The organism is Acinetobacter legionensis, from assembly GCF_048551735.1.
GTDB lineage: Bacteria > Pseudomonadota > Gammaproteobacteria > Pseudomonadales > Moraxellaceae > Acinetobacter.
Map to the genome: position 1 here is coordinate 34,019 of NZ_JBIMBV010000002.1, position 26,708 is coordinate 60,726.

Annotated in this window: 25 protein-coding genes and 1 pseudogene; 6 read left to right on the plus strand and 20 right to left on the minus strand. The window is 39.0% G+C overall.

The features are described from left to right. Nucleotides 1-141: 141 nt before the first annotated feature. Nucleotides 142-1,278, minus strand: a complete 1,137-nt coding sequence (locus tag ACG9ZL_RS02145; protein ID WP_336952168.1) for a glycerate kinase family protein — start codon at nucleotides 1,276-1,278, stop codon at nucleotides 142-144. Between the two features lie 99 nt (nucleotides 1,279-1,377). Here ACG9ZL_RS02145 and ACG9ZL_RS02150 point away from each other — a divergent pair, with 99 nt between their 5' ends. Next, nucleotides 1,378-1,827 carry a carboxymuconolactone decarboxylase family protein gene (locus ACG9ZL_RS02150; protein ID WP_419359053.1) on the plus strand — a complete coding sequence of 150 codons (450 nt, stop codon included), beginning with the start codon at nucleotides 1,378-1,380 and terminating at the stop codon, nucleotides 1,825-1,827. A gap of 188 nt (nucleotides 1,828-2,015) precedes the next feature. On the opposite strand, the gene ACG9ZL_RS02155 is transcribed toward ACG9ZL_RS02150, so the two are convergent. The 6 genes from ACG9ZL_RS02155 to ACG9ZL_RS02180 all read right to left on the minus strand — a co-directional run bounded on the left by ACG9ZL_RS02155 (nucleotide 2,016) and on the right by ACG9ZL_RS02180 (nucleotide 8,149). Then, nucleotides 2,016-2,579, minus strand: a complete 564-nt coding sequence (locus ACG9ZL_RS02155; RefSeq protein WP_336952580.1) for an HdeD family acid-resistance protein — start codon at nucleotides 2,577-2,579, stop codon at nucleotides 2,016-2,018. Between the two features lie 136 nt (nucleotides 2,580-2,715). Further along, the gene (locus tag ACG9ZL_RS02160) at nucleotides 2,716-3,474 is read right to left on the minus strand and encodes a hypothetical protein (protein ID WP_419358908.1); all 759 of its coding nucleotides are present in this window, start codon (nucleotides 3,472-3,474) and stop codon (nucleotides 2,716-2,718) included. Nucleotides 3,475-3,501: 27 nt separating this feature from the next. Further along, nucleotides 3,502-4,479 (minus strand): NYN domain-containing protein, encoded by a 978-nt coding sequence (locus tag ACG9ZL_RS02165; protein WP_419358910.1) that lies wholly within the window; start codon nucleotides 4,477-4,479, stop codon nucleotides 3,502-3,504. A gap of 109 nt (nucleotides 4,480-4,588) precedes the next feature. Continuing rightward, nucleotides 4,589-7,231, minus strand: coding sequence for a type I DNA topoisomerase (gene topA, locus ACG9ZL_RS02170; protein WP_419327063.1), 2,643 nt, complete (start codon nucleotides 7,229-7,231; stop codon nucleotides 4,589-4,591). 26 nt (nucleotides 7,232-7,257) lie between these two features. Beyond that, the gene (locus ACG9ZL_RS02175; RefSeq protein ID WP_336952172.1) at nucleotides 7,258-7,707 is read right to left on the minus strand and encodes an ammonium transporter; all 450 of its coding nucleotides are present in this window, start codon (nucleotides 7,705-7,707) and stop codon (nucleotides 7,258-7,260) included. 106 nt (nucleotides 7,708-7,813) lie between these two features. After that, the gene (locus ACG9ZL_RS02180) at nucleotides 7,814-8,149 is read right to left on the minus strand and encodes a winged helix-turn-helix transcriptional regulator (RefSeq protein WP_336952173.1); all 336 of its coding nucleotides are present in this window, start codon (nucleotides 8,147-8,149) and stop codon (nucleotides 7,814-7,816) included. Between the two features lie 150 nt (nucleotides 8,150-8,299). Between ACG9ZL_RS02180 and ACG9ZL_RS02185 the strand changes: the two genes are divergently transcribed. Continuing rightward, complete coding sequence (locus tag ACG9ZL_RS02185; protein WP_336952175.1) at nucleotides 8,300-9,046, plus strand: SDR family oxidoreductase; 747 nt, start codon at nucleotides 8,300-8,302, stop codon at nucleotides 9,044-9,046. Nucleotides 9,047-9,149: 103 nt separating this feature from the next. Here the strand turns inward: ACG9ZL_RS02185 and ACG9ZL_RS02190 are convergent, their stop codons facing one another. The 8 genes and pseudogenes from ACG9ZL_RS02190 to ACG9ZL_RS02225 form a co-directional block, all read right to left on the minus strand. Further along, on the minus strand, nucleotides 9,150-10,187 hold the full coding sequence (locus tag ACG9ZL_RS02190) for a hypothetical protein (protein WP_419327074.1): 1,038 nt from the start codon (nucleotides 10,185-10,187) through the stop codon (nucleotides 9,150-9,152). Between the two features lie 140 nt (nucleotides 10,188-10,327). Next, nucleotides 10,328-12,067 carry an acetyl/propionyl/methylcrotonyl-CoA carboxylase subunit alpha gene (locus tag ACG9ZL_RS02195; RefSeq protein WP_419358912.1) on the minus strand — a complete coding sequence of 580 codons (1,740 nt, stop codon included), beginning with the start codon at nucleotides 12,065-12,067 and terminating at the stop codon, nucleotides 10,328-10,330. Between the two features lies 1 nt (nucleotide 12,068). Further along, entirely contained in the window at nucleotides 12,069-13,649 is a 1,581-nt protein-coding gene (locus ACG9ZL_RS02200) for a 5-oxoprolinase subunit B/C family protein (protein ID WP_336952177.1), read from the minus strand. Between the two features lie 19 nt (nucleotides 13,650-13,668). Further along, nucleotides 13,669-14,475 carry a putative hydro-lyase gene (locus tag ACG9ZL_RS02205; protein ID WP_419358914.1) on the minus strand — a complete coding sequence of 269 codons (807 nt, stop codon included), beginning with the start codon at nucleotides 14,473-14,475 and terminating at the stop codon, nucleotides 13,669-13,671. A 19-nt stretch (nucleotides 14,476-14,494) separates the two neighbouring features. Further along, entirely contained in the window at nucleotides 14,495-15,253 is a 759-nt protein-coding gene (locus tag ACG9ZL_RS02210; RefSeq protein WP_336952179.1) for a LamB/YcsF family protein, read from the minus strand. Between the two features lie 35 nt (nucleotides 15,254-15,288). Continuing rightward, nucleotides 15,289-16,540: pseudogene (locus ACG9ZL_RS02215) on the minus strand (NRAMP family divalent metal transporter). 331 nt (nucleotides 16,541-16,871) lie between these two features. Continuing rightward, a complete protein-coding gene (mumR, locus tag ACG9ZL_RS02220; protein ID WP_336952181.1) occupies nucleotides 16,872-17,780 on the minus strand; it encodes a LysR family transcriptional regulator MumR in 909 nt (302 codons plus the stop codon). A 123-nt stretch (nucleotides 17,781-17,903) separates the two neighbouring features. Continuing rightward, a complete protein-coding gene (locus ACG9ZL_RS02225) occupies nucleotides 17,904-18,149 on the minus strand; it encodes a SlyX family protein (RefSeq protein ID WP_004718047.1) in 246 nt (81 codons plus the stop codon). 35 nt (nucleotides 18,150-18,184) lie between these two features. On the opposite strand from ACG9ZL_RS02225, the gene ACG9ZL_RS02230 reads away from it, so the two are divergent. Then, nucleotides 18,185-20,095 (plus strand): ATP-binding cassette domain-containing protein, encoded by a 1,911-nt coding sequence (locus ACG9ZL_RS02230; protein WP_419358916.1) that lies wholly within the window; start codon nucleotides 18,185-18,187, stop codon nucleotides 20,093-20,095. 123 nt (nucleotides 20,096-20,218) lie between these two features. Here the strand turns inward: ACG9ZL_RS02230 and ACG9ZL_RS02235 are convergent, their stop codons facing one another. Beyond that, entirely contained in the window at nucleotides 20,219-20,668 is a 450-nt protein-coding gene (locus tag ACG9ZL_RS02235; RefSeq protein WP_336952184.1) for a GNAT family N-acetyltransferase, read from the minus strand. A 365-nt stretch (nucleotides 20,669-21,033) separates the two neighbouring features. Between ACG9ZL_RS02235 and ACG9ZL_RS02240 the strand changes: the two genes are divergently transcribed. Further along, nucleotides 21,034-21,249, plus strand: coding sequence for a hypothetical protein (locus tag ACG9ZL_RS02240; protein WP_224964682.1), 216 nt, complete (start codon nucleotides 21,034-21,036; stop codon nucleotides 21,247-21,249). Between the two features lie 127 nt (nucleotides 21,250-21,376). Here ACG9ZL_RS02240 and ACG9ZL_RS02245 read toward each other — a convergent pair whose 3' ends face one another. Both ACG9ZL_RS02245 and ACG9ZL_RS02250 read right to left on the minus strand, forming a co-directional pair. Continuing rightward, on the minus strand, nucleotides 21,377-22,354 hold the full coding sequence (locus ACG9ZL_RS02245; RefSeq protein ID WP_419358918.1) for an acyltransferase family protein: 978 nt from the start codon (nucleotides 22,352-22,354) through the stop codon (nucleotides 21,377-21,379). A 37-nt stretch (nucleotides 22,355-22,391) separates the two neighbouring features. Then, on the minus strand, nucleotides 22,392-22,943 hold the full coding sequence (locus ACG9ZL_RS02250) for an O-acetyl-ADP-ribose deacetylase (RefSeq protein WP_419358920.1): 552 nt from the start codon (nucleotides 22,941-22,943) through the stop codon (nucleotides 22,392-22,394). Nucleotides 22,944-23,060: 117 nt separating this feature from the next. Here ACG9ZL_RS02250 and ACG9ZL_RS02255 point away from each other — a divergent pair, with 117 nt between their 5' ends. Continuing rightward, nucleotides 23,061-23,996 (plus strand): LpxL/LpxP family acyltransferase, encoded by a 936-nt coding sequence (locus tag ACG9ZL_RS02255; RefSeq protein ID WP_336952188.1) that lies wholly within the window; start codon nucleotides 23,061-23,063, stop codon nucleotides 23,994-23,996. 196 nt (nucleotides 23,997-24,192) lie between these two features. Continuing rightward, the gene (locus ACG9ZL_RS02260; protein ID WP_336952189.1) at nucleotides 24,193-24,756 is read left to right on the plus strand and encodes a PM1805 family lipoprotein; all 564 of its coding nucleotides are present in this window, start codon (nucleotides 24,193-24,195) and stop codon (nucleotides 24,754-24,756) included. A 37-nt stretch (nucleotides 24,757-24,793) separates the two neighbouring features. Here ACG9ZL_RS02260 and ACG9ZL_RS02265 read toward each other — a convergent pair whose 3' ends face one another. Continuing rightward, entirely contained in the window at nucleotides 24,794-25,111 is a 318-nt protein-coding gene (locus ACG9ZL_RS02265; protein WP_419327055.1) for a hypothetical protein, read from the minus strand. 331 nt (nucleotides 25,112-25,442) lie between these two features. Continuing rightward, the gene (locus ACG9ZL_RS02270; protein ID WP_419358921.1) at nucleotides 25,443-26,561 is read right to left on the minus strand and encodes an endonuclease/exonuclease/phosphatase family protein; all 1,119 of its coding nucleotides are present in this window, start codon (nucleotides 26,559-26,561) and stop codon (nucleotides 25,443-25,445) included. Nucleotides 26,562-26,708: the final 147 nt, after the last annotated feature.

Consider the following 26,708-nt stretch of genomic DNA (forward strand, 5'->3'; position numbering starts at 1 on the left):
GTGAAATTATGCATTTTAACCCAAGAATCAAGTCGTGAATTGACGCTTAAATCAGGACATAAAAATGAAGAAAAACTCAAGACAATAAAATTCCCCTATCTTTTGGAGAGATTAAAGAAAGGCTTCAACAATAAAAACAGCTTATAACCTTAACAACCGTGTCACATTTTCACTACAGCGTTCTAAATTTTGCTCACCGTGCTTTAATGCCGTGGCTAAATCACATGCACCATCAACAATACCAAAAATTGCGCTAAAGCCTTCTGCATAAAGCTCCTCGGCGCCTTCACCGATATGCCCTGCAAAAGCAATCACAGGTTTATTCAACTGCTTAGCAACTTGTGCTACCCCAAAAGGTGTTTTGCCAAACTTAGTTTGAAAATCAATCCCGCCCTCACCAGTAAACACATAATCTGCTTGGGCAATTTTTTCCTCAAGTTGGGTTTCTTTAATCACGATTTCTATACCAGAGCGTATTTTTGCTCCTGTAAAAGCCATAAGTCCGAAACCCAAACCGCCTGCAGCACCAGCACCCTGAATATTTGCCACATCCACATGCAATTGTTGTTTCACCAACATAGCAAAATGATCAAGATTTTGATCTAAGATCCCAACCATCTCAGCAGTTGCTCCTTTCTGTGGTGCAAAAATAAAAGAAGCACCATTTGGACCACATAATGGATTGTTTACATCACTGGCAATAATAATCTCAGTCGCTTTTAAACGCACATCGAGTTGTGAAAGATCAATGCTTTTGATCTGTTGAAGCTGCCCACCACCCACATCTACAGGATGGTTGTTTTCATCTAAAAATTTTGCCCCTAAAGCCTGTGCCATCCCAGCACCAGCATCATTGGTGACGCTCCCACCTAGACCAATAATGATTTTATCAACACCCAAATCTAAAGCGGCTTTAATCATTTCCCCTGTACCCAGAGTTGATGTCACCAAAGGATTACGTTGGGATTTTTCGATCAAATGAATACCATTTGCCATCGCCATTTCTATAACAGCCGTTTGACCGCCATCAATTAATCCCCAATAGGTAGATATTCGTTGCTGAACCAATGGACCAGTGACCTCAATATATACTTTACGACCACTTCGTGCAGCGACCAAAGCATCGACTGTTCCCTCACCACCATCTGCCATAGGTACATGAATAAACTGTGCATCAGCAATGACTTTTTCAATGCCACGTTGCATTGCAAAACAAGCTTGTTCGGCTGTCATACTTTCTTTAAATGAGTCAGGCGCAAGAACAAAAACTTTAGACATGAGCAAATGCATTTTGATGAGATTCAAAAATTAACATAACGATTTTTCGAGTATAGATAAACTAATAAATTCATAATTAAGACTAAAGAAATGACAACTATGCAACGTGTAAACCTTGGGAAGACCGCCCCAGAACTATATAAAACGGTCATCGAGCTTGAAAATTTATCTATGCAAAAAGTTCAGCAAGCTGGGCTTGATGTTGGATTCTCTCATTTGCTCAAATTAAGAGCCTCGCAAATTAACCAATGTGCTTTCTGTGTTCGTATGCATACCCAAGATGCAATTAAAGCGGGCGAGTCAACCGATCGTATTGCCTTGATTAGTGCTTGGCGTGAGAGTGAATACTTTACTGAAAAAGAACGTGCGGCCTTAGTTTTAATTGAAGAGATTACTTTAATTGCCAATCAACATTTTCCAGATAACGCTTATGAGCAAGCTGCACAGCATTTATCTAGTGATGAAATTACAGCGATTGAATGGATTGCGATTGTGATCAATACATGGAACCGTATCGCCATTTCTAGCCAGTATAAAGTTGCAAAGTAAGCTGCGTTTTAGCACTTTAATCAATTTATCTAGGCAACACTTCGCTTTTCAAGCGTGTTAATTAAGATAAGATTTAACTGAATACTGCTCTAGTTGCATAAATATTTACGCCAAAATGCAAAATGCCTGATGTCATTCATCAGGCATTTTATTAAAAGCGTATACGATTTCAAATATCAAGTGAAACCTTAATGACTCGCTGGAGGGATGTGTTTAATTGCTGCTGCGAAGGTAAGATAGTTCACTCCTTGGAATAAAATATCCACACCTAAAAATAATCCGAGTACCCAAAAAGGAGAATCAGGTGATGCCAAAATAATTGCGCCTGTTGCCAATGTTAAAAGCCCTGAAAATAATGTCCAACCCCATCCAGACATTGGTTTCAACATAAAAGCATTAAAAATACGAATAAAACCGCCAATCAATAAAGCAATTGCCAGTAAATTGGTTAATACCACTGCAGTGGTAATCGGAGATTTAAAGGCATAATAACCCGCTGCGATATACAACACACCAAACAACGCCCAAAGCCAACGGAAACCGCCATCAAAAATTTTAAATGCTGCAATCAGGTGTAAAGCCCCACCGATCATCATTAAAGCACCAAACAATGCAACAACTGTCAATGTTGCCATACTCAGTGAAGCCAATAGCACTAATCCAAAAATCACCAATAAAGCTCCAAGCAGAAGATACCATTTACGGTTTTCATGGAGTTGATGACGAACTAAATCATTTCCTACAGTACGCATATTCTTCTCTTGGTTGTTATTCATTGATTTTATTGTTGATCTAATTCAGTTGTTTGTCTGTATAAAATCTGCATCTATACGAAAATAAAGCTTTATTTGAGCAGAATCTTAGCGATAAATTGCACAGGTCTATATGCTACTTCACCCATCCCATTTCTTGTGCAGTGAGTCGACTGATCATAGTATCTGCTAGTTCTTCAGGTGTTTTGCTTTTACTTTCTGAAAGCGGAATATATCCACCCATGATTTCTGCACGTGGTTGCGGGTAGCGTGGTTGTTGCTCAGGATTTGCATAGCCTGTTGGATAGAGTGGCTGCCCTGTTTTAAAATCATATTTATCTTTGGCGCCAAAGGTATGTAACAACTCATGTACAAGAACAACCTTATTACTCGAACTTTGCTTTCGCGATGCAAATAGATTCACCGAGCCAATACGTCCACGTTCCAATGCAGTGGAGTGCTTCAATACTTTCAGCAACTTCGGATCATAATAATTTAAATACAGGGTCACCGATGGTGAGCCATCTTCTCCTTGATGCTGTTTCCATGCATAAAATCTAAATTTTAAGCTCCACAGAACTGTATCCAATATACGGCCTGATTCTGGAAACTTAGGTGGCAAAGTATCTAATTCACGTCCAAGTTGAAAATGGAACGAAATCGGTTGTCCACGAAATACTTGAGACTGCAAACTTAAATAATGTTTAATTTCTTCAAGATCATCTGTTGAAATTTGCTGAATATAGACTGATGTGGAGCGTTGACCATCTGCATTAATTGGATGTAATAAAACAAAGATGGGCTTGCTCCAATCTTGGTTCATATCACGCCAAGCATTCACTGCAACAATCAGCAGAATGACCAGTAGAATACCAACTCGAATCTTTTTCCACATTAACTACATTTCCTTTTTATAATTAATTCAAGGCATCACTTTAGTAATTTTAATTAGTTTATGATTTTTCTCTTTCTTAATTTCAACCCATCCATTATGGATAGACTCAATTGCTTCCTCATAATTTCTTATATTTAAATCAGATTTTTTTAGAGTATCAATGACATCTTGCACTTTTGCCCAATGACTTTCATTCGCATATTCTTTAATAGTTTTTTGAACTAATTTAATAAATACACTAAAACTACCCTTTCTCAAAAACATCTGGCTTCCTTCTATTTTTGTTTCAAATACTCCCACCGCTTTTATCAATCCTGATAGCTTCGTATAGCCATAATCACGAGTATCAAAATCAGGCTTTACTGTACTTAAATAAGTACCGATTGAGCCTAAGTATGCCCAACCATTATCATCAGAGTTATCTTTTACAGCCTTATAGATTAGATTTAACGTTGCTTTATCAATTGGTGGTTTGACCTCTTCCTTTTCCTTCTCAACAGAAGGAGTCTTTTTTATATCTTCAATATTTTTAACATCAATATTCTGTTTTTCTTCTTCTTTTTCTTCAGTGATTAAATTTTCTATTGAAATAAATTTATCGCATGCTTTTTTAAAAGGCTCTGGTGTTTTTTTACGCCCAAATCCATAAACGATTAAACCACTTTCTCTAATTCTTGAAGCTAAAGGGGTAAAGTCACTATCGCTAGATACGATACAAAATCCATCTAATGCACCGCCATATAATAAGTCCATCGCATCAATAATCAGAATCATATCTGTTGCATCTTTACCACTTGTGTAAGCAAATTGTTGTACAGGAGTAATGGCATGTGGCAAAAGTACTTCTCTCCATTTTTTTAAAGAGTCGCTACTCCAATCCCCATAAACACGCTTTACACTCGCAATTCCATATTTAGCCACTTCTTCCAATACAGAAGAAATCGAATTGACAGATGAATTATCTGCATCAATTAAAACCGCAAATTTTTTAACTGTATTTTCCACAAAATCCCCATTTTTAATTTTTTATCAATCAATTCATCATAACGTTTTCAATAAAAATTGATATAAAAAATGCCCACCTATGTGAGCATTTTATTGATTATTTCAAAGCTTAAGCTTCTACCCATTTCCCATCTTGGTAGACCAAAGACCATTTGGTTTGTTTACCTTCTGGGGTTTCTGAACCAATATATTGCGCTTGGTTTTTACGGCTAAACTTAACCAATGTTGGATTACCATCTGGATCTTGATCAGGTGCTTGCAAGATAAACTGATACTTAGGATCAAGTTGATCTGCAACTGAACGTAACTCCGCAACCTTCGGTGCACGTGTTTCACGTACTTTAGGGAATTTGCTTGCCGCCAAGAATAAACCCGCTGCTCCATCACGTAGAACAAAGTAATCATCATGTTTAACTGAACGTAAATGTTCCATTTTGATTGGGTCGACACGAGGTGGCGCTGGCTGACCATTTTTCAAAACTTTACGGGTATTGTCACAACTCATACAAGCGAAATATGGACCAAAACGACCCGTTTTTAACTGCATCTCGCCATCACATTTATCACATGGAATGGTTGGACCATCATAACCCTTGATTTTGAACTCGCCTTCTTCCAGCTCGTAACCATCACAATCCGGGTTATTACCACAAATATGTAACTTGCGACCACCATCAATCACATAGCTATCCATTGCCGTACCACATATTGGACAACGTTTTTTCGACATTAAGTCAGCAGTTTCAGCACTGTCATCATCAGAAAGTATAGCCAACGACTCAACTGGTGTTAAATTCAACGTCCCTTTACAGCGTTCTTTTGGTGGCAAGTTGTAGCCAGAACAACCAAGGAAGACACCCGTTGTACCAGTACGAATCTGCATCGGACGTTCACATTCTTTACAGTGAACAGCTTCAACTTCTACAGGTTGATTACGACGCATACCGTTTTCACCCTGTGCTGTAGTTAAACGCTTTTTAAAATCACCGTAGAAACTATCTAACAGCTCTTTCCAATTACGTTCACCATCTGCAACTTTATCCAATTGACCTTCCAAATCTGCAGTAAATGCATAATTCATCAGGTTATTAAAATTCTCGTCTAGACGATCGGTAACAATTTCTCCCATCTTCTCTGCAAAAAGACGCCGATTGTCGAGTTTGACATAGCCACGATCTTGAATCGTAGAAATAATCGCAGCATAGGTAGATGGACGACCAATACCACGTTTTTCTAATTCTTTAACTAAAGATGCTTCAGTAAAACGTGCAGGGGGTTTAGTGAAATGTTGAGAAGGATCAAGTTTCTCAAGTTTTAGAATTTCACCCACTTTGACTGCTGGTAATAAAACATCATCATCAGACTTGTTCTGACCACGCACTTTGGTAAAACCATCAAAAACTAAAGTACGACCTTTGGCCTTGAGTTCTACACCATTGGCATCAACCAAAATCGTTGAGGATAAATACTCTGCTGGAGTCATTTGACATGCAACAAATTGACGCCAGATCAAATCATATAAACGTTGTGCATCACGCTCAACACCCGCCAAACTATCGCCTTTTAAGGCAACATTGGAAGGACGAATCGCTTCATGGGCTTCTTGCGCATTGGCTTTATTCCCATAACGATTTGCTTTAGCAGGTAAGTACTTTGCACCAAATTCAGTTTCAATATGATTACGCACCATACTGACAGCATCATCACTCAAGAATGTTGAGTCAGTACGCATATAAGTAATAAAACCAGCTTCATATAAGCGCTGTGCCAGCATCATGGTTTTCTTCACTGAGAAACCTAAGCGAGTACTAGCAGCTTGTTGCAAAGTTGACGTTATATAAGGCGCACTTGGATTGACCTTAGTTGGCTTATCTTCGCGTGTTGCAACTTTATATTCAGCATTTTTTAAAATTTTCAATAAAGCATCAGTTTGCGCTTTATTTTGTAATTTTAATGTTTTGCCAGCTTGCTTGACTGCTTCTAAACGAATTTCATCTTTTGCAGATTGGGTATCTGCAAAAACTTGCCAGTATTCTTCAGGAATAAAGGCACGAATCTCACGTTCACGCTCGACCACCAATTTTACCGCAACCGACTGTACACGCCCTGCAGAGAGGCCACGCGCAATCTTTTCCCACAGTAGTGGTGAAACCATAAAGCCAACCACGCGGTCGAGAAAGCGACGAGCCTGTTGCGCATTCACACGGTTTAAATCTAGTCGTGTAGGTTGCTTAAATGCTTCTTGAATGGCATTTTTGGTAATCTCGTTAAAGACCACACGATGGTAACGGCTATCATCACCACCAATCACTTCTCTTAAATGCCAAGCAATCGCTTCCCCTTCTCTATCCAAATCCGTTGCGAGATAGATTTCATCTGCATCTTTGGCCAGTTTTTTCAGTTCAGCGACGACATGTTCTTTGCCTGGAAGCACTTCATATTTAGCTTTCCAGCCATGCTCAGGATCAACCCCCATACGATTGACTAAAGCGGATTGTGCCTTTTCAGCCTTCTGTTCATCCGTCAATTTGGTACGTGTTGCTGGTTTTTTTTCTGTCGATTTACTTGAACCACCTGTAGGCAAGTCACGGACATGACCTACCGAAGACTTCACAATGTAATTTGAGCCTAAATATTTATTAATCGTTTTCGCTTTTGCAGGCGACTCCACAATCACTAGTGCACGTTTTTTCCCAGCATCAGGAGAATTTGCTGTTGTGCTTTTGGATGTGGACCGAGGAGCGTTCGCCATAATAAACCACTGTTCCTATTATTAAGTTAAATTTCAGCCAATTTAAGTAAATATGCCTTCATATCATCAAGCTGTGTTGCTCTGAGGTCAGATTCTTCATCCCAATAAAGCCCTACACAGTTGGCCTGCATATCAATAGCATAAATCCCTTTTAATGCAATGGGAAAATCTTTAAATTTCTCATCACCGAGGACCACTTGAAGCTTTTGCTCTGCTACACGGGCGCGCATCAAAGCTAAGCGTGCATCTGGAATAAGTACACTATAATAAGCCACCATACTCGCACGAGACTCTGTTGCCATTGGGATTTTCGTCCACTCTGGTGCAGCCACTAAACGTGGGTGTAAGCCCATCTTACGTGCTTTCTCTCGCATTAAACCTAATGCTTTTTCTCTAGGGCTTACGCGTAAGCCAAAAATCGAGCCCAATACAAAAACAATAATAACGAGCGCAACCCAAAGACCAGTGTGTTCCATAGTTCACCTTTTAATTCCTATATTAGAGTTGCATAAGCTGAATATAAAACGCAAGTTTAAAATTAAAATTACCTGCAATTACTCATTTTGAGGTCAGTTTAATCTCTTATTTTTCATTCATATTTTTTTCATAAAACTCCATCCAGATTCCCAATGACTGAATAGAGTTTTCCAACGTTTGTCCCAATTCGGTGATTTGATATTCCACTCTAGGTGGTACTTCTGGGTAAATCTGCTTTGTTATAAGTTGGTATCGCTCAAGCAATTTTAAATGTTTCGATAGCTCTTTTTGTGGAATAGGCGCTAAAGCCTTTTGTAATTGGCTAAACCGAACAGGATGTTTTGCTTCAATAAGATGATAGACAATCGGCAACACCCATTTTCCTGAAAATAATGCAACAAATCGCATAATCGAACAATTTTGCTCATATTGCAGTGTCATTATTTTTCACCTTACATAAAGCTACATTTTATAGTATATGAGTTTAGTCTATTTCAAACCAGACAACGACTAAGTCACCAGTTGGTAAGTACTTACTTTCGCAAATAAATTTCCACAATATAAGAGTCTTTAGACAATTTAGTGAACAATATGCGATTAAAGAATAAAACGGTTTTAATTACAGGTGCAACCAGTGGAATCGGTTTTGCAGCCGCACAACGAGCAATAGAAGAAGGTGCTTTTGTTGTATTTACAGGCAGAAATCAAGACCAAATTTTGCAAACACAAAATCAACTCGGTACGCAAAGCTTGGGCATCTCATGTGATCATTCCAATTTAGCATCTCAAGATAATTTCACTCAAAAAATACAAGAATTATCAATTAAATTCGATGTAATTTATATCAATGCTGGTAATGTCACACATGAGGCATTTGGTCAATGGACAACTGAACAATTCGATGTGATTTTCAACACCAATGTAAAAGGCCCATTTTTTCTTATTCAAAATTTGCTTTCAATGATCAATCCCCATGCCTCAGTCATTTTATGTGGTTCGACCAGTATTCATATTGCCTTAGAGAAAAGTAGCGTTTACGCCGCATCTAAAATCGCTTTACGCTCTTTAGCCAAAACATTATCTAGAGAGCTTTTAGCGCATCAAATACGTTTTAACTTACTCTCCCCAGGACCAACTTTAACACCAGCCCTTAACAAAGTCGCCAATACCCCCGCTGAGACCGAACAACTTAAAGTCAGTATTGAAAATCTGGTACCAATTAAAAGATTGGCAGATCCTATAGAAATCGCCAATGCCTTTATTTATCTTGCTTCAGATGAAGCTAAATTTATAGTGGGTAGCGAACTATTAATAGATGGAGGTGTCGCAAATTTATAAGAACGTACAGACTTATCAAAACAGGATCTATAACTCAATAAAAAAGCGTTTAACATTAAATCTAATCGCTTTTTTGTTTTGCTCTGATAACTTCAAGTTTGGTCTAATTTAAGTACATTTCATGACTATAAACAACTTCATGACCATTCCAGTAAATATAGCCTTTTTCAATCAACTCTTTAAGCAATAAACGAATATCTGACTTTGGAAACATTTGTTCCAATAAATCTCGTAACGCATAAATATCTTTAGGTTTATCTGTTTTTAGATCATTCAATTTATGGATGACTTCGATTTGTACAGGATCTATTTTTTCAAAGTTTTTAAATAAAACATTGTGTACCAAACTCACCGAATCTTGCTGATCAACTTCTTGTAAAACTCGATCCGAGTCCGCACATAATTTTTCTAAAAATTGATCAATTTTTTCAATTTTAATATTAGCTTGTGCTACGGATTCTGTCTCAGTTAGGTTTACTAAAACAGGAGATTCAATATCAAGAGCTGTCCATTGCTTCAACACTTTTTTACGGTAAGCAACTTGATCATCAAAGCGTTTGACAATTTTCAAATTGATTAACATTCCAACAAGATGTTGAGCTTTTTCTGGAACAATTTGCAAAATATTAACAATAGAATTTTTCAATTTCTCAATCGTATTTGGTTTGCCAGTCATTTCTCCCAAAGCATCACAATACTTCTTCACCATGATTAAATATGGCTTATTTTTAATCGCTTGTAGACTTGGTATTGAGTATTTGTTGCGTTGACGCTCTAGCGTCGACTGAACTTGAATAAAACTGCAATCAAGATCAGCACTACGCATTAGATCTAACAATAAGCGACAGCTTGGCACTGCAGAAATTACGTCAATCTTAATTTCAGGTTCTAATAATGCCAATAGTTGTCCCACCACAACTGCATATTCATATTCTTTTTCAGATGCATTCGGTACCTCTAAAATCACCACCTGGCCACTGCTCACCCAGCCTGAAAACTCAGTTAAGTCTTCTAGAGAGTACTGAAATTGCCCTGTGCAATTGAAAAGATAGAGTGTCGGGTAATGTTCAATAATCTCCCTCAGGATATTGGCTGTAGGCATATTATTTTCAAGATCGAGAAGAACAGCTTTATTCGGCATGGTCAAAAATTTTGCGACTGAACAGTGCCAAGCATTACAACTAGCTTTCAACAAAAGGTCAAATAAAATTGGAAATTTAATCCTAAACTCCCAATTCCACCTGATTTAAATTTATAAGTTTTAAATTTTAAAGATAAATATCATTGGATTGTTGCAATCACTTGATCTGCATAACAGGTTGCACCTACCTCTTTAAGCAATTGAATTAGACCATCTTGATGAGCCAAAACTTGAACTTCCATTTTCATCGCTTCCATAATTGCTACAACCTGCCCAGCACTTACGTGCTCGCCAGCTTGGACTTTCCAAGAAATGATTGCCCCATTAATGGGTGCTTGTACATCTTCAGGTTTAAGCGCTAACTCTGGTGTTTGCGTCTGTTGTAGATCAGCCTGAACTGCACCTTGAGCAAACATCCCTGCAGGTAACCCTAGACGATGTAATTTTCCATCTATTTCAATATAACTCAAAATCATAGGCTGTTGATGCTGAGGAATCGCACGTCGAGTTGATTTTAAGTCTTGTTTAAAGTCATTTTCAATCCAACGCGTATGTACTTTAAATTCGTCGATAAAATCAGGCTCATTCAGCACGGCTCGATGAAAATCTAAAACTGAAGCCACACCCTCAATTTTAAACTGCTTTAAAGCACGTTTTGCGCGGCGTATTGCGATTTCACGCGTTTCCCCCGTCACAATCAGCTTTGCCATTAAAGAATCGAAATGGCTGGAAACCAGAGAGCCTGTGCGCACGCCAGTATCGACACGCACACCATGACCAAAAGGTGCTTCAAATAAACTTAGTGTACCAAATGCTGGAATAAAACCACGGCTAGGGTCTTCTGCATTGATACGAAACTCAATGGCATGACCTTGTGCTTTAGGGGTTTCTTTGATCGATAACTCTTCGCCCAAAGCCACCTGAATTTGCTCAACCACCAAATCAACGCGCGCTGTTTCCTCCGTCACAGGATGTTCAACTTGCAACCGCGTATTGACTTCTAAAAATGATAGCGTCCCGTTTTGACTCAATAAATACTCGACTGTCCCTGCTCCAACATACTGAGCAGCCTGACAAATATTTTTTGCTGAAGTTAAAATCTCTTGGTAAATCTTGTCACTGATAAATGGTGCTGGAGATTCCTCAACTAATTTTTGATTACGACGCTGTAAAGAACAATCACGTGTGCCTAAAACCACCACATTTCCATGTAAATCAGCAATAACTTGCGCTTCAACATGACGTGGATTATCTAAGTATTGCTCAACAAAACATTCACCTCGACCAAATGCAGCTTGTGCTTCACGTACAGCAGAGTCATAAAGTTCTTTCACTTCTTCAAGTTTCCAAACCACTTTTAAGCCACGTCCACCACCACCAAAGGCTGCTTTAATTGCAATTGGCAATCCATATTGTTTTGCAAAAGCTAAAGCCTCATCTGCATTGTTCAAAGGGTCTTGTGTGCCTTGTACCAATGGAGCACCTACTGAAGCAGCGATTTTACGTGCTTCAATTTTGTCACCCAACTTGGTAATTGCTTCAGGAGATGGACCCACCCACTTCAATCCTGCGTCAATCACGGCTTGTGCAAACTCAGCCCGTTCTGACAAAAAACCATAACCCGGATGCACCATCGTGGCTTTTGATTTTTTAGCAATATCAATAATGGCATCAATATTTAAATAGGTTTCTTTTGCAGTTGCCCCAACCAAACCCCACGCTTCATCTGCAAGTTCGACATGCAAACTGCCAATATCGTCATCTGCATACATCGCCACTGAAGCAATGTCCATATCCCGACAAGCATGGATAATACGCACAGCAATTTCACCACGATTGGCAATCAATAATTTTTCATTTACATATTTTTGCTGGTTCATCTTAGTTCTCGATATCTACAAATTCGGCGATTTTTCTAAATTTGATATGGCAATCCGCAGGTATTTGTGCCACCAAATCCCAATGATGCTTGGCAACCGAAGCAATCACAGGATAACCACCTGTTAATGGGTGATCATTCATAAACAATACAGGTTGACCATTGGGTGGAATCTGCAAAGCACCAATACATGTGCCTTCGCTTTCCAATTCATGGTGAATCTTACGTGTTAAGGGTGCTTTCCCAGATAAACGTAATCCCACTCGATTACTTTCATGAGTCACTAACCATGCTTGATTGCACAGTTTTTCAATACTGCTTTGCTCAAACCAATCCGTTCGAGGTCCCATCACAATATCAAGTTCAATCGTATCGCCAAGGGACGGGAGATTGGATTTTGGCACTTCGTTGATGCTGATATTGGATGGGACAACTTGACCTTGGTAAATGACATCACCCGTTTTTAAAGGGGCTGGACCAAGAATGGCTAAACTGTCAAAAGAACAGCTATTTAAAATGGGTTGAATATCCAAACCACCACGAACCGCAAGGTAATTGCGTAACCCTGCACTCGGCGTTTGAATTTGAAATTCATCTCCCTCATCCAGTGCAATCGCTTGATAACTGTCAAAATCTACTTTTTGACCATCTGCAAATTTCACATGGATATTGGAAATTGCACCTGCCACGCTAATGACAGCTGAATTTTGCATGACTGCTTTTAAACCACCATTGAGTACCTCAATCACAGGCGTATCCGTTGGATTCCCCACGATTCGATTGGCACAATGCATCGAAACCACATCCATCGCACCTGCTGTCCCCACACCGATATTGCTGTGCTGAAAACGGCCTTCATCTTGAATCGAAACTTGCAAGCCAGATGCCGTGATTTTAAATAAGGGGTGTTTTAAAGTTAAATCTTGTCGTGGCGTGATTTGCTTGGGCACATCCACAGATACAGGCCGATGAGTTATATCCTCAAAATGCACCCGCATCCCTGGTCGTAAAAGCGCAGGATTTTGACGCTCCAAATCCCACATTTTTTCTGACGTTGTTCCAATCAATTGCCAACCACCTGGACTATCTTTTGGGTAGATACCCGAGTATTGCCCAGCAAGTCCAAGTGAACCTGATGGAATTTTTTTACGCGGTGTCTTTAGACGAGGAACGTCTGTAAAGGGCAGATCAAGGCTACTCATATAAGCAAAACCTGGAGCAAAGCCAATAAAGGCAACGTCCCAAGTACTTTGATGATGTTTTAATATCAGATCGGCTATAGAGAGGCCTTGCAGTTCCGCCACTTGTACTAAATCTTCGCCATCGTAACGAATCGGAATAATCACTTCCTGCGTATTGCGATCAAAACCTGAATCAAGGTTTAACGTACCAATCAAAACACTCAAGGTTTTAAAGTCAGTCTTGATTTCGTTAAAACAAATTAAAATTGTTTTTGCAGCAGGAATTAAATCTTTGATTCCATTCAAGTGTAAATTTTGCAATTTACTGTATAACGCCAAAGTTTCTTCTAAACTAGAAAGCTCAATCAAGAAACTGTCGGAATTTACCGATAAAAATCGCATTTACTGATCCTTTCTTGTCTTAACGCATCCACGCACGATCAGGTATGTCTGTAATCAACATATGTCCTGGTGCATGGCTAATGGCAAATGGGATTTTCGAGTTCATGATTGCCGCTTGAGGTGTTACACCACATGCCCAAAATACTGGAATTTCACCCTGTTCAATACGTGAGGCATCACCAAAATCTGGCTGATTGATGTCGCGTATTCCTAAACTTTCAGGATGACCAATATGTACGGGAGCACCATGAACACTCGGCATACGCGCCGTAATTTTTACCGCCTCAGCTATTTGATTGGCAGGAATGGGGCGCATAGAAACCACCATATTCCCTGAAATACGTCCAGCAGAAAGGCATTCGATATTACTCAAATACATCGGTACATTGGTCTTGTCATGGATATGACGCACTTCAATCCCTGCGTCTTGTAAAGCTGTTTCAAAGGAGAAACTACAGCCAATTAAAAAGGTCACTAAATCAGGATGCGCGTTATAAAGCTCACTCGCATCAGTGAGCTCATCAACCATTTCACCGTCTTTCCAAACACGATATCGTGGAAAATCAGTGCGAATGTCTGTGTCAGCAGCCAATCGAGAGTGGTATACGCCTTCTTCCAAAACATCTAACACAGGGCAACTTTGTGGGTTACGCTGGGCATACAACAAGAAATCATATGCCCAGTCTTTGGGTACAGAAATCATATTCACTTGTGTCATTCCAGCAGCCATTCCTGCTGTGGGTTGATCAAAACCCGCACGAATTTGTTGTCGCGCATCCAATGCAGCTTTTAGTTGAACTGGATCGACTTTAATCTCTTTAAACATGTGTCTTGTCCTTATTGTTTTATGCACAAAATGAGCGAACTTGAATGTCGTTTTTTAACAGCTCAGCTTTAATCGCTGCGGACATTTCTAATGCGCCAGCAGTATCACCATGTAAACAAATCGTATCGGCTTGAATTGGGGTAAAGATGCCATCAATTGACTCAACCCCGCCATTTTTTAACATCGCAACCACACGTTTTGCCACAAACTCTGCATCATGCAAAACAGCACCCTCCAAACGGCGTGAAACCAGTGAACCATCACGGTTATAAGCACGATCAGCAAAGGCTTCTGAAACCACTTTTAGACCTGCCTGACGTGCTTGTGCAACCAAATTTGACCCAGCCAAAGCAACCAGTACCAATGCTGGGTTATACATTTTAATGGCTTCAATCACGGCTTCGGCTTGTACGGGATCTTTGGCTACGGTGTTATACAATGCCCCATGCGGCTTGACATATTGCACTTTGGAGCCAGCAACTTTTGCCAAACCATCAAGTGCCGAAATTTGATAGAGCACATCTGCAATCAGCTCGTCTTGAGACAGATCCATATTACGGCGACCAAAACCAACCAAATCTGGGTAGGAAACATGCGCACCAATCGTGACATCTAATCGCACTGCTTGTTGAAGCGTTTTCAATATTCCCAACGGATCACCTGCATGGAAGCCACAGGCAATATTAGCACTACTGACAACAGGTAAAATTTGCTCATCATTGCCCATTTTCCATGAGCCAAAACTTTCACCCAAGTCACTATTTAAATCGACATACATTGTGATCATTCCTTTTCAATTGAGTGTGAAGTTGATTAAAGCTTGGTGAGGTAATTAAATACCGTCGTGAATGACATATAACCCATCCACCATGTGAGTAAGCAGGTTAATACACCCAAAACCAGCAACCATTTTGGATAATTATAATTGCCCATCATGTCTTTACGACATGCCGCAACATAGACAAAAATCGTTAAACCAATTGGTAATACCAAACCATTAAAACCACCCACAAAGATCAATAAGCCCGCTGGTGTTGCACCTAGAATCACGTAAAGCAACAGGGCTAAAGAGATAAAGCTAATCGTGAGGTAATTGGTATGTTTGGTGGTTAAGTTCTTTTTAAATGCGGACATAAACGAAACAGAGGTATAAGCTGCACCAATTGTGCTACTGATTCCCGCTGCCCAAAAAATCAAGCCAAACAGTTTAAAACCAAATGTACCCGCAGCATATTGGAATGCTTGCGCAGCTGGATTGGCATCGTGACTTGCTAAATCGATATTTGCGCCGCTGACCACAACCCCTAAGAATGCCAAGAACAATACATAACGCATGATCCCGACCACCACAATACCTTTGGTTGCGGCTCTGGCAACTTCATCAATATTTTCTGGTCCTACAGCACCTTTGTCCAATAAGCGATGCGCGCCTGCGTAGCAAATATAACCGCCCACTGTACCGCCAACAATGGTTGTAATGATGGCGAAATCAATTTGATCAGGTGCAAAAGTTTGTTGAACGGCTTGCCCCACAGGTGGCATGACAATAAATGCAACGATCACGATCAAAACAATTTTGAGTAAACCCAAAATAATCATGCTCTTGTCCATCGCCAGTGTGGCTTTTCTGGAGGCAAAAATCAGAATTGCCAAAGCACCGCTCAGCACGCCGCCGACCTTGGTATCCAACCCAAAGAGTGCATTTAAGCCCAGTGCAGCACCTGCAATGTTACCGATACTAAAGAAAAATCCACCTAAAATAACCAGAAATGCGAGTAAGTAACCACTCCCCGGTAAAGCTTTATTGGCAATATCAGAAGCGCGCATTTGCGTTAAGGTAACTACACGCCAAATGTTTTGCTGAACAACGTAATCAATAATGATCGAAACTAGGATTGCAAAGCCAAATGCAGCACCTAATTTCACTGTGAATACAGCGGTTTGGGTTAGAAAACCTGGCCCCATCGCCGATGTTGCCATCATAAATATAGATGCAACAATTGCCCATTGGCGGTCAGATAAAAAAGAAGATTTCAATAAAGACATGTAGGCGTTCCTCATCCATTTGAGCTTAATCAACGCTATTTCAAGTGAAACAAAGAACATCTATTTTTCTAAAATATGAAATTCTTTAATCCTTTAAACTTTTAAGATTTTTTGGTTATGCTGAACCAAATCTGTATTTCAAATAAAAGCATAGGCGAAGGTGAGTCACAATAAGACTTTATTTAAAATTTATTAAACGTAAGATATTGAATTCATATGTTTTTATTATTTTTAAAATCATTTAATAATGAATATTTATCACTTTCTATAAGTTCTCATTATCAATATTTCATATTTTTGCAATTTTTAAATCAAAACCAAAGCCGAATAAAATGCCGTTTTATTCTTCACTATCTAATTTTATTATTCAGCTTTTTCATGGCATTTTCCGAAGTTAAAACCGCTAAATCGGTCAACTTTTCTTTTAATGCGGTGTTATTGCCTTGTGTATAGATTGCGGTAAAGTGGAATGTCTTTAATTGGATTGGCGTATCCAAAATTTCCAATCGCCCATCTAAAATTTCTTTGATTGCCGTTAGTTTAGGTACCACTGCAATCCCTAAACCTTGTTCAGCTAAACGTAATAATGTGACCAATGAATAACTTGTAATGGATAGTGGTTCATCTATCTTTTGTTCTTTCATTTTTGCTTTGAGCTCTTTATAAGGATAGGTAATTCTTGGATAGGTTAAAATGGTATGCGACATCAATGCCCGCAATGACATCTGCCCGATTCCACCTTTAAATGAAGGTGATGCCAGAAAGCTTAATTCAAAATCACACAATGAACGTTCTATACATTCAAAAGGCAAAGTTGGCCCCAGTAAAAACGCCATATCCAAATCACCAGTGCGTACACCTTCTTGTAAATCTGGAGTTAAATTCACCACGATTTCAATGGAAACTTTTGGAAACTCTTGCTGGACTTGCTCCATATATTCCACTAGCCAAGTATGGACAATCGTTTCGGAAACCCCTAAACGAATCGTTCCTGTTAAATACTGACTTTCTGTGAGTTCAGCCACTAAGTCTGTTTCCAGTCGCATAAACTTTTCAGCATATTTAAATAAGGTCATGCCCTTATGCGTGGCTTTGATTTGACGAGAACGGCGATCAAGCACTTTAAAACCGAGATCATTCTCAATCGCAGTAATTTTTTGAGAAATTGCAGGCTGAGTCGTTTGAAGCTTTGTTGCGGCTTTATTAAAACTGTTTAAGGTCACCACCCAATAAAATGCTTCGAGGTTTTTTAAGTTCATAATCCATCTTAACCCACAAATTTAGCGCTTGCGTTATGCAAATCCTTTGCCAATACCATTGCTATGTGTGAATTTACTCTTGATTCAGCACACCTCAGCCACTCATATTTCACTTTCGTTAGATCAATAATGCGGAGGACGATTGGTCATTGGGTCAAATGCTGCAATACCTTCTGACAAATCAGCAGATTCTATACGTTGGTAAATTAACTGCATTTGTTTTTTTAAATCAGCGATTTCCAAGCTTTGTTGCGCTACTTGATCATTTAATTGTTCGACTAAATCATCTAAAAATGCAATTCGGACTTGCAAATCTTCTATGGGTGCGGAAAATGACGCCTGATCATCAATATTTTTATGTTTAGTCATTTTTAGTCCTCAGTGTGGGATGTTTAGGAAACCGTATGGCCTATATTACTATAAGGGATGTCCAACTTGCGTTTGGTGGACCTGCCCTGCTCGATGGCGCAAACTTCAATTTAGAACGAGGCGAACGAGTCTGTCTGATTGGTCGTAACGGTGAAGGTAAGTCTACTTTACTCAAACTGATTGAGGGAAGTTTATTGCCTGATCAAGGTGAAATTGCATTACAAAATGGTATTACGATTTCTATGCTTGCTCAGGATGTACCGATGGATTCGGGCAAAGTTGCAGATATTGTTGCCGAAGGTGCAGGAGAAGCCGCGCTCGTCCTAAAAGAATACCACGAAGCCAGCGATGCTTGTGTATTAGGTGATATGGAAGCTTGTGATCGTATGGGCAACCTACAACATAAGCTGGATTTGCTCGATGGTTGGGCATTAGAAACCAAAGTAAATTCTATCTTGAGCAAAATGGGCTTAGATCCTGAAGCGGATTTAGCTGATTTATCAGGAGGGCGTAAACGCCGTGTACTTTTAGCACGTGCATTGTTGACGCAACCTGACGTTTTATTACTTGACGAACCAACCAACCATTTGGATGTAGAAAGTATTGAATGGTTAGAGAAATTCTTACTCGATCAAAACAATCTGACCCTGTTATTTATTTCCCATGACCGTGCTTTTGTTGACAGTATTGCGACTCGTATTGTGGAATTGGATCGTGGTATTTTACGTAGTTATGAAGGTAACTACTCACGCTACCTCGACTTAAAAGCACAACAAATGGAAGCTGAAGAAAAGCAGAATGCGCTGTTTGATAAACGCTTGGCTGAAGAAGAGACTTGGATTCGTCAAGGCATCAAAGCACGTCGTACCCGTAACGAAGGTCGTGTACGTGCATTAAAAGATTTACGTGAACAATCTAAAGCACGTCGCTCACAACAAGGTAAAGTGAGCATGGCAACTCAAGAGGCAAATCGTTCAGGTAAATTGGTGTTCGATATTGAACACTTAAGTGTGGCTTTTGGTGATAATGCACCAATTATTAAAGATTTCTCTGCATTAGTACTACGTGGCGACCGTATTGGTTTAGTGGGTGACAATGGTGTAGGTAAGACCACCTTGATCAAAGCAATTTTAGGTGCACTTGAACATGGTGGTTCGGTAAAAACAGGTACACAACTTGAAGTGGCTTATTTTGACCAATTACGTAATGCGCTAGATCTTGAAAAATCAGTAATGGCCAACGTGTCTGAAGGCTCAGACTTTGTCGATGTTAATGGTGGTCGCCGTCATATCTACAGCTATTTACAAGACTTTTTATTCTCGCCTGAGCGCGCACGTACTCCTGTCAAAGCACTTTCAGGTGGTGAGCGTAATCGTATCCTTTTGGCGAAGTTATTGCTTAAACCGTCTAATCTTATCGTAATGGATGAGCCAACCAACGACTTAGACATGGTGACTTTAGAATTACTTGAAGAAATGTTGAGTGATTATAAAGGGACTTTGTTATTGATCTCTCATGACCGTGCATTTATGGACAATGTTGTGACATCAACTTGGGTATTTGATGGTAAAGGCAATATTGATGAATACATTGGTGGCTATCAAGACTATCTAGAACAACGTCCAGATCAGCGTGTTGTCGATCAGAAAAGTGATGTAAAAAAGGCCATTGCTAAAGCGGAAGCTGCTGCGACGCTTGCTGAACCAGCTGTTAAAAAAGTGAAGTTGAGTTATAAAGATCAACGTGCTTTAGAACAGTTACCCGCAGAAATTGAAGCTTTAGAAAAAGAACAAACTGAACTAACTGCAAAACTTGCAGATGGTTCTTGGTTTGTGACTGATGCAGATGCAGCCACCAAAGCGTCGCAACGACTTGGCGAGATTGATGAACTGCTGCTTGAAAAAATGGAGCGTTGGGATGCATTAGAAGAAATGACCAAAGGTTAATTCTTATAAAATCTTTCAATAAAAAACTCCGCAAATATGCGGAGTTTTTTATTGAGCCTGCCGACATTGAAACCAACAACATTGATCAATCATCTTATAGATATACAACACATATTTTCAGCTTTATGTATTAACCAGATTTAAGGACATTGGAACATAACGTAACCCATGATTTTCAATGGTTTCATCTTTCACCACAAAGCCAAATCGTTCATAAACAGGTTGTGCATTACAGCTTGAATTTACCGTAAATACTGAAACACCAGACTTTTTCACCTCCTGCAAAATAAAGTCCCACATTGTTCGGCCAATTCCCTGAGCTTGCTTCTCTTTCGATATAAAGAAATGAACCAAATGGGCCGGATTCTTATACGCAATAACACCGATCATCTGCTGATGATCGCTATAAACAAAATAGTGAATTTCAGGATTCTCAAGCATTTTTTCAATCATACTTGCGGAAAACAGTTGTCGCCCACTGTCATTAATTGCAAACTCATCAATAAAAGGCGCAATCAATTGGGTAATTGCAATTAAGTCCTTTATGGTTGCTCTTCTGATTGTCTTATTCATGTGAGGGGCATTCCAATAGTGGAGTAGCAGTAAAAGATCAAAATGCTCAATTTAAGTCTGTAATCAGAATTTCGTTATCTAAATAATACTTGAAATGATATATAACAAACTCCTTCATTTTTAAAAATAAACGCACTTATTTAAATGGCTTAGTTCAAGTTAAAATGACGGCAATACTTTACTAATTAAAATTAAATAAAACTTAAAAAATCAAAGCACTTACCATTCCCCACTCATCTTACCAATGATCATTTCATTTATACTGAATTTCGCTACAAGCACTTCATGATGTTTCCATACAAATCCACCAAGATATGATTATCGAATCTAGTTCAGATCTCGAATTATTTAGTGAGAATATGATCATGAAAAAAGTTACATCATTACTTGTTGCAGCATTCACCACAGCAATTTTCGCAGGTTCTGCAATGGCAGCAACTCCAGCACAGCATTCGACTCAAGCGGTTAAAACCCATCAAATGCAAAAACAACATAAAGCTGGCCATAGCCAAAAACACCATGCCGCTGCACAAAAATCAGCAACAGCAAAAAAAGTAGAGGGTAAAGCAGCAACCAAATAATCCACTTTAAAACGTTGTTTTAAAACTGTCGCTTTATAAAATTATGATCCTCATGCTTAAAAGCTACACCAACAGTGTAGCTTTTAAATTTTTAGCGAATGCTCTGGATCGCTTCAAATCCATTCAGCTACTTTAAACCAAACTTCTCAGCAGGCTTGATTAACCATAAGGATAATTTTCTTAATAAAACATCAAAAAATTGCTGTTGTAACATCCAGCAAGTCAATACAGATAAACCAATACAAATCCCAATTTCCACAAAAATATGAAAATCCAGTTGCCAATAACGTGCAATCAACATCACCACAAAACCATGTAGCAAATACACCGCCAAAGTGTTTTCCCCAAGTTGCACACAGCCAATATTCAATAATTTTGTCCATGCAAACATCGCGAAAATGCCCAAACTCGACATCAATAGACAGCCTATTCTGATCCACGTACCATCCCACATACTTACCTTAAGCTGCTGATAACTTAAACTGCCATATAACCAAAATGGGTTGATTTGGGTGAAATATACCAAGCTTGCAATGCCCATCACGATAAATCCAGCTAAAACTTGAGTGAATTTAAATTGCTGAATTTTCTCGACAATGGTTTTGCCATAAAGCGCACCCACAATAAAAAATGGAAAGAAGCTAAAAATTCTTCCGATAGAGTATTGGTAATTGTTCCAAGGGCTTAAACCGATACATAAAGCAAGAATCAGTGCAATCGGCAGTGCAAATTTTGTTTTTATCAAAAAATGGGTAAGCGTTGTCCATACCATCATGCCCAACAGATACCATAAGATCCAATAAGCTCGTTCAAAAAAATTCCAATTAAGTTGAAATTTACCTGACCAGATGGCATCAAATGCAGGAAATAGAATTTGAAAGGGCAAATAGAGCGAGACAAAAAATAAAATATTCTTAAACCACTTACTGTCTTTAAACAACATGCCTGAAATAAAGATAAAAGCAGGCATATGTACAAAATAAATCGTACCTAATAAGACATGATCAAGCGGATCTTTCCAACCGATCATGCGTTCTAGAAAATGCCCGAGCACCACAAGAAATATCAGTGTTGCCTTACAACTGTCTAAGTAGGTATTTCTCATCGCAAGGTTGTCTAGAATAATCAGTGAATAACTGTAATTATATACCTAAAACATGTACGTGCTTTTGGTCAATCTCAGCAAGATGCTGGCGATAGATTTTAAAATTTTCCAAATCAAAACACACGAAACTGACTTCCTCTAAATTGGTCGTCTGGGTTAAAAACTTAGTCACGCTGTTTATGGCAATAAATGCTGCCTCTGATTTGGGAAAACGATAAATGCCTGTTGAAATATTCGGAAATGCCAGTGTTTTTAGCTGATATTGCTCAGCGAGTCTTAAACTGTTCAGATAGGCTTTTGCAAGAAGTTCATTTTCAGCATGCTGTCCATCTTGCCAAGTGGGGCCCACGGTATGAATCACATAATTACAGAGCAACACCCCCGCTGTGGTAATCACTGCTTCACCAATTGCACACCCCCCCTGTCTGGCCCGAATCTTTTGACAATCCTCCAAAACAGCTACCCCACCTTTACGATGAATCGCACCATCCACACCACCACCGCCAAGTAACGAGCTATTGGCAGCATTCACAATTGCATCCACCTTTTGAACTGTAATATCACCTTGAATTAACCGAATTATTTTCACGTCATGCTTCCTTGCTTATCCTCAATGAGAGTGAATGACATCTTGAATTTTCTTCTTTAAACCGCTTCATGCTACACTCCTTTCAGTTTTAACTGCCCCAAAATTTACAAAACTGCTATGAGTAAAAAGCATCAATACGAGCCTGGAAAATTTTATTGGGCATTTTTACATCCGAAATATTGGGGAATCTGGATTGCGATTGTATTTTTGATGATGCTCGCAATTTTGCCTTGGGCAATTCAGTATCGCTTAGCAACACTGTTGGGCAATATTGCCTTTGACCGACTGAAATCGCGTCGTGAAACAACAACGCGTAATTTAGAAGTCTGCTTTCCAGAATGGTCGCCTGAACAAGTCATCGACAATTCAAGACAAGTCTTTGTTGATCAAATGGTCGGGGTCTTTGAAACCTTAAATGCATGGTACTCACCACAATGGTTTAAAAACCGTGTCAGTATTCAAGGTCTAGAGCATATCCGACAAGCCAAACAAAATGGTCAAGGCATACTGTTACTCGGCACTCATAGTACCATGCTTGATGCTGGTGGTTATTTATGTGCACAATTTTTTGAACCCGATGTCGTGTATCGCCCACAGAATAATCCTTTACTCGATATGCTGATTTATCGTTGTCGTGCAACGATTTATAAAGCGCAGATTGATCATGATGATATGCGTGGATTGATTCGCCATCTGAAAGAAGGTGATGCGATTTGGTATAGTCCAGATCAGGATTTTGGATTAAAACAAGGGGTGATGGCACCATTTTTTGGTACGCCCGCTGCAACGGTAACAGCACATCGACGTTTATTGAAAATATCAAAAGCTGTCGCGATCCCACTGTATTTCTATCGTGATGGTGATATAAAAGATCCAAAATACCATGTACTTATTGAACCTGCTGTTGATCCATTACCCAGTGAAGATGAAATGGATGATGCGATTCGTGTCAATAAAATCATTGAAAATCAACTACGGATCGCGCCGACACAATATATGTGGTTTCATCGTCGCTTTAAAACACGTCCCAAAGGCTATGAGAAAATTTATTAATTTTGAAAGCTTTCGTTTTTAACAATCAGGAGATATAAAAATATCTCCTTTTTTATTTTGGTCATCTAGCGTTTAAATACCATCGTTCATGGCGAACTGCGTCTAGTTACATATGCCCACTTTCTTGATTAAACAATGCGAATTAAGATTTATCAATAATAAGCTAAATACATTCAAATTTAAGGAAAATAAAACCATGAATATCATCAATAAAGTTCTTTTTTCATGTTTGATCAGTTCCAGTTTGATATTTACTGCATGCTCAGAGCAAAAAGCAGATATTGCCCAAAACAAAACCTCAGAAACTACGTCTAGGGTAACAACTCAAGGCAATTGGAAAAGCAAAGCGACTGAACTGAGTACAGCCAACGCAACAGAGATTACAACAGACTTGGCTCAACTTAATCAGATCATCAATCATGCAAATACTCAAGCACTTCAATTAAGAGCGGAGCTTCAATCAGCTGCTTCCCAACCTGAAAAGCGCCAGCAGATTTTACTCAAAGCCAATGATATACAAGCGAAAACTCAACAACAAATTATGGCATTAAATTTAAAAAGTAGTGAAGTACAAAGTCTACGCACACAGATGATTGATAATTTAATCACCAGCCAGAAAATGTATACGCTTTCAACAGCCTCAGATTTTAATCCAAATGCACCCAGTGATGAATTTAAGCAACTTGGTAAACGTTCAATAGCGCTTCAACAAAAAATTTCTGCTGAAATAGACGCCTTAAATCAACACTATGGAAAATAAAAACAATCTGGATCATAAGCGGGTTAAGTAGAAAGACCTAACCTTTCCATGCTCGAAAACGTGCCATCGCCCAAATCACATAAGGCCAAAAAATCATATTGACTATACTATGGATACTTTCCCAAATACGCCAATAGCCTCTACCAAAAATATCTGCGCGTGCATTAAAGATTTCAATTACAAATGCAAGCACAACTGTGGCGATAATCGCAAAATTTGATTTAAGTTGTCTTTTATGAATTGCAGCAACAATAAAATAAATGATTAAACCTGCATAGATAAATAAAGCATCACTACTTAAACCTGTAAAATGTTTAAGACTTGAAGCGAATTCTTGAACTTTTGCGAAAAACATAGCCACTCTTTTTTATTTTCAATCTTATCTGTTCTAAATTATATACCACAAATAAAGCATAACCCGAGTTCTGCATCCTGCAAAACTCGGGTTCATGAGGTTGTGCTTTCACATCTTATTCTTATTTTCTTGGTTATCCATTCCAACATCAAATCCTTGATGATTACTCCATCGACTTCGTCTTCCTTAGTGAGATTTTCCGTTCTCATTCCCTGTGTCGATAAGTAAAGATTAAAACGAATATGCTTTTCATGCTATCCGCTTAGGGCCTAAATCCATGTAAGTAATTGCTTACAAAAAATAGCCATTTTTTAATTTTTTTGTCAGACAATCAGGTTCCAACTTTATAACTTTGCGCAATTTCATCGGTTACCCGCTTTTCCTCTTTCTCTGCTTTTTCAATTCCTTCTTGAATCGCCTCTTGCGCTTCACGCTCATCCGCGTCTGTTTGCTCCAACTCTTCTTGAGTCTGCTCAAAAATACGCCCTGTTTGTAATACTACATAAATCGGAAAATGATCTGAACCCACATGAGGCAGCCGTTGCATATGCACTAAAGCAAAATCTGTACTATGAAATAAATGATCCAAAGACCATCTCAAAAACTTATAGTCAGCATGGAAAGTGTTGATATATCGACGCCCCACACGTGGGTCAAGCAAACCACTGATACGCTGAAATAAACGCGTTGTGCGTGACCAAGCAACATCGTTTAAATCACCCATAACAATACAGCTCTCATCCAAGTCTTTAATCTGATCCCCCACAATAAGCAATTCAGCATCACGTAAAGTCGAGTCTTTGGCTTCTGTTGGGCTTGGTGGTTTGGGATGTAAACAATACAGTTGCACTGCTTGCCCAGATGGTAAAATCACCGTGGTATGAATAGATGGAATTTCATCACTGAGAATGAATTTAACCTCTGTATTGACCAACTTGAGTTTGCTATACAAATGCATCCCATAGAGGTTGTCTAAAGGTATAGCCACACGATAAGGATAGTCTTTTTCAATTCGAGCTAGTTCATTTTGCCAAGTTTGATCAGTTTCAAGCGTCAAAACAATATCAGGCTGGTGCTGTTCAATTTGCTCAAGCAATAAATGATATTGATCATTCGGTGTCAGTACATTCGACACAATCACTGAAATTTGCTGATCAGGATTAAGCTGATCTTTCGTCACCTGTTTAACTTGTTTCTTCCAAACGAAGGTATAAGGCAAAACCATCTTTAATTGAAAAGCTAAGGCAGCAATCAATAAAAATAAAATCACCTCACGGATCAAGTCCCAGGGCGCTGTCCAAAACAACATCAATACCATTGCAATCAGACCAACAAATAATATCTGCAAGCGTGGAAAATCAGCACCTCTAAACCACCATTCATCACGAGGAATCAGTGACCAGAAACTTAGCCAAATCACAATCGACGCAAGTACTTCTATCCAAATCATATTTTGTCACTCTTATATTCTTAATTTTTGCATGATTCATAAATTAATATCAATTTTGCATGTATCATAAACAAGATATATTGCACAATATAGTGGTGTTTTCATTGTGTATGCTATTGCAGTTACACACCCTTTTGATACACTCAA

Coding starts and splice junctions, on each gene's coding strand:
- ACG9ZL_RS02145 (WP_336952168.1), bottom strand. CDS start 1,278: ATGTCTAAAGTTTTTGTTCTTGCGCCTGACTCATTTAAAGAAAGTATG.
- ACG9ZL_RS02150 (WP_419359053.1), top strand. CDS start 1,378: ATGCAACGTGTAAACCTTGGGAAGACCGCCCCAGAACTATATAAAACG.
- ACG9ZL_RS02155 (WP_336952580.1), bottom strand. CDS start 2,579: ATGCGTACTGTAGGAAATGATTTAGTTCGTCATCAACTCCATGAAAAC.
- ACG9ZL_RS02160 (WP_419358908.1), bottom strand. CDS start 3,474: ATGTGGAAAAAGATTCGAGTTGGTATTCTACTGGTCATTCTGCTGATT.
- topA (WP_419327063.1), bottom strand. CDS start 7,231: ATGGCGAACGCTCCTCGGTCCACATCCAAAAGCACAACAGCAAATTCT.
- ACG9ZL_RS02175 (WP_336952172.1), bottom strand. CDS start 7,707: ATGGAACACACTGGTCTTTGGGTTGCGCTCGTTATTATTGTTTTTGTA.
- ACG9ZL_RS02180 (WP_336952173.1), bottom strand. CDS start 8,149: ATGACACTGCAATATGAGCAAAATTGTTCGATTATGCGATTTGTTGCA.
- ACG9ZL_RS02185 (WP_336952175.1), top strand. CDS start 8,300: ATGCGATTAAAGAATAAAACGGTTTTAATTACAGGTGCAACCAGTGGA.
- ACG9ZL_RS02190 (WP_419327074.1), bottom strand. CDS start 10,187: ATGCCGAATAAAGCTGTTCTTCTCGATCTTGAAAATAATATGCCTACA.
- ACG9ZL_RS02195 (WP_419358912.1), bottom strand. CDS start 12,067: ATGAACCAGCAAAAATATGTAAATGAAAAATTATTGATTGCCAATCGT.
- ACG9ZL_RS02200 (WP_336952177.1), bottom strand. CDS start 13,649: ATGCGATTTTTATCGGTAAATTCCGACAGTTTCTTGATTGAGCTTTCT.
- ACG9ZL_RS02205 (WP_419358914.1), bottom strand. CDS start 14,475: ATGTTTAAAGAGATTAAAGTCGATCCAGTTCAACTAAAAGCTGCATTG.
- ACG9ZL_RS02210 (WP_336952179.1), bottom strand. CDS start 15,253: ATGTATGTCGATTTAAATAGTGACTTGGGTGAAAGTTTTGGCTCATGG.
- mumR (WP_336952181.1), bottom strand. CDS start 17,780: ATGAACTTAAAAAACCTCGAAGCATTTTATTGGGTGGTGACCTTAAAC.
- ACG9ZL_RS02225 (WP_004718047.1), bottom strand. CDS start 18,149: ATGACTAAACATAAAAATATTGATGATCAGGCGTCATTTTCCGCACCC.
- ACG9ZL_RS02230 (WP_419358916.1), top strand. CDS start 18,185: ATGGCCTATATTACTATAAGGGATGTCCAACTTGCGTTTGGTGGACCT.
- ACG9ZL_RS02235 (WP_336952184.1), bottom strand. CDS start 20,668: ATGAATAAGACAATCAGAAGAGCAACCATAAAGGACTTAATTGCAATT.
- ACG9ZL_RS02240 (WP_224964682.1), top strand. CDS start 21,034: ATGAAAAAAGTTACATCATTACTTGTTGCAGCATTCACCACAGCAATT.
- ACG9ZL_RS02245 (WP_419358918.1), bottom strand. CDS start 22,354: ATGAGAAATACCTACTTAGACAGTTGTAAGGCAACACTGATATTTCTT.
- ACG9ZL_RS02255 (WP_336952188.1), top strand. CDS start 23,061: ATGAGTAAAAAGCATCAATACGAGCCTGGAAAATTTTATTGGGCATTT.
- ACG9ZL_RS02260 (WP_336952189.1), top strand. CDS start 24,193: ATGAATATCATCAATAAAGTTCTTTTTTCATGTTTGATCAGTTCCAGT.
- ACG9ZL_RS02265 (WP_419327055.1), bottom strand. CDS start 25,111: ATGTTTTTCGCAAAAGTTCAAGAATTCGCTTCAAGTCTTAAACATTTT.
- ACG9ZL_RS02270 (WP_419358921.1), bottom strand. CDS start 26,561: ATGATTTGGATAGAAGTACTTGCGTCGATTGTGATTTGGCTAAGTTTC.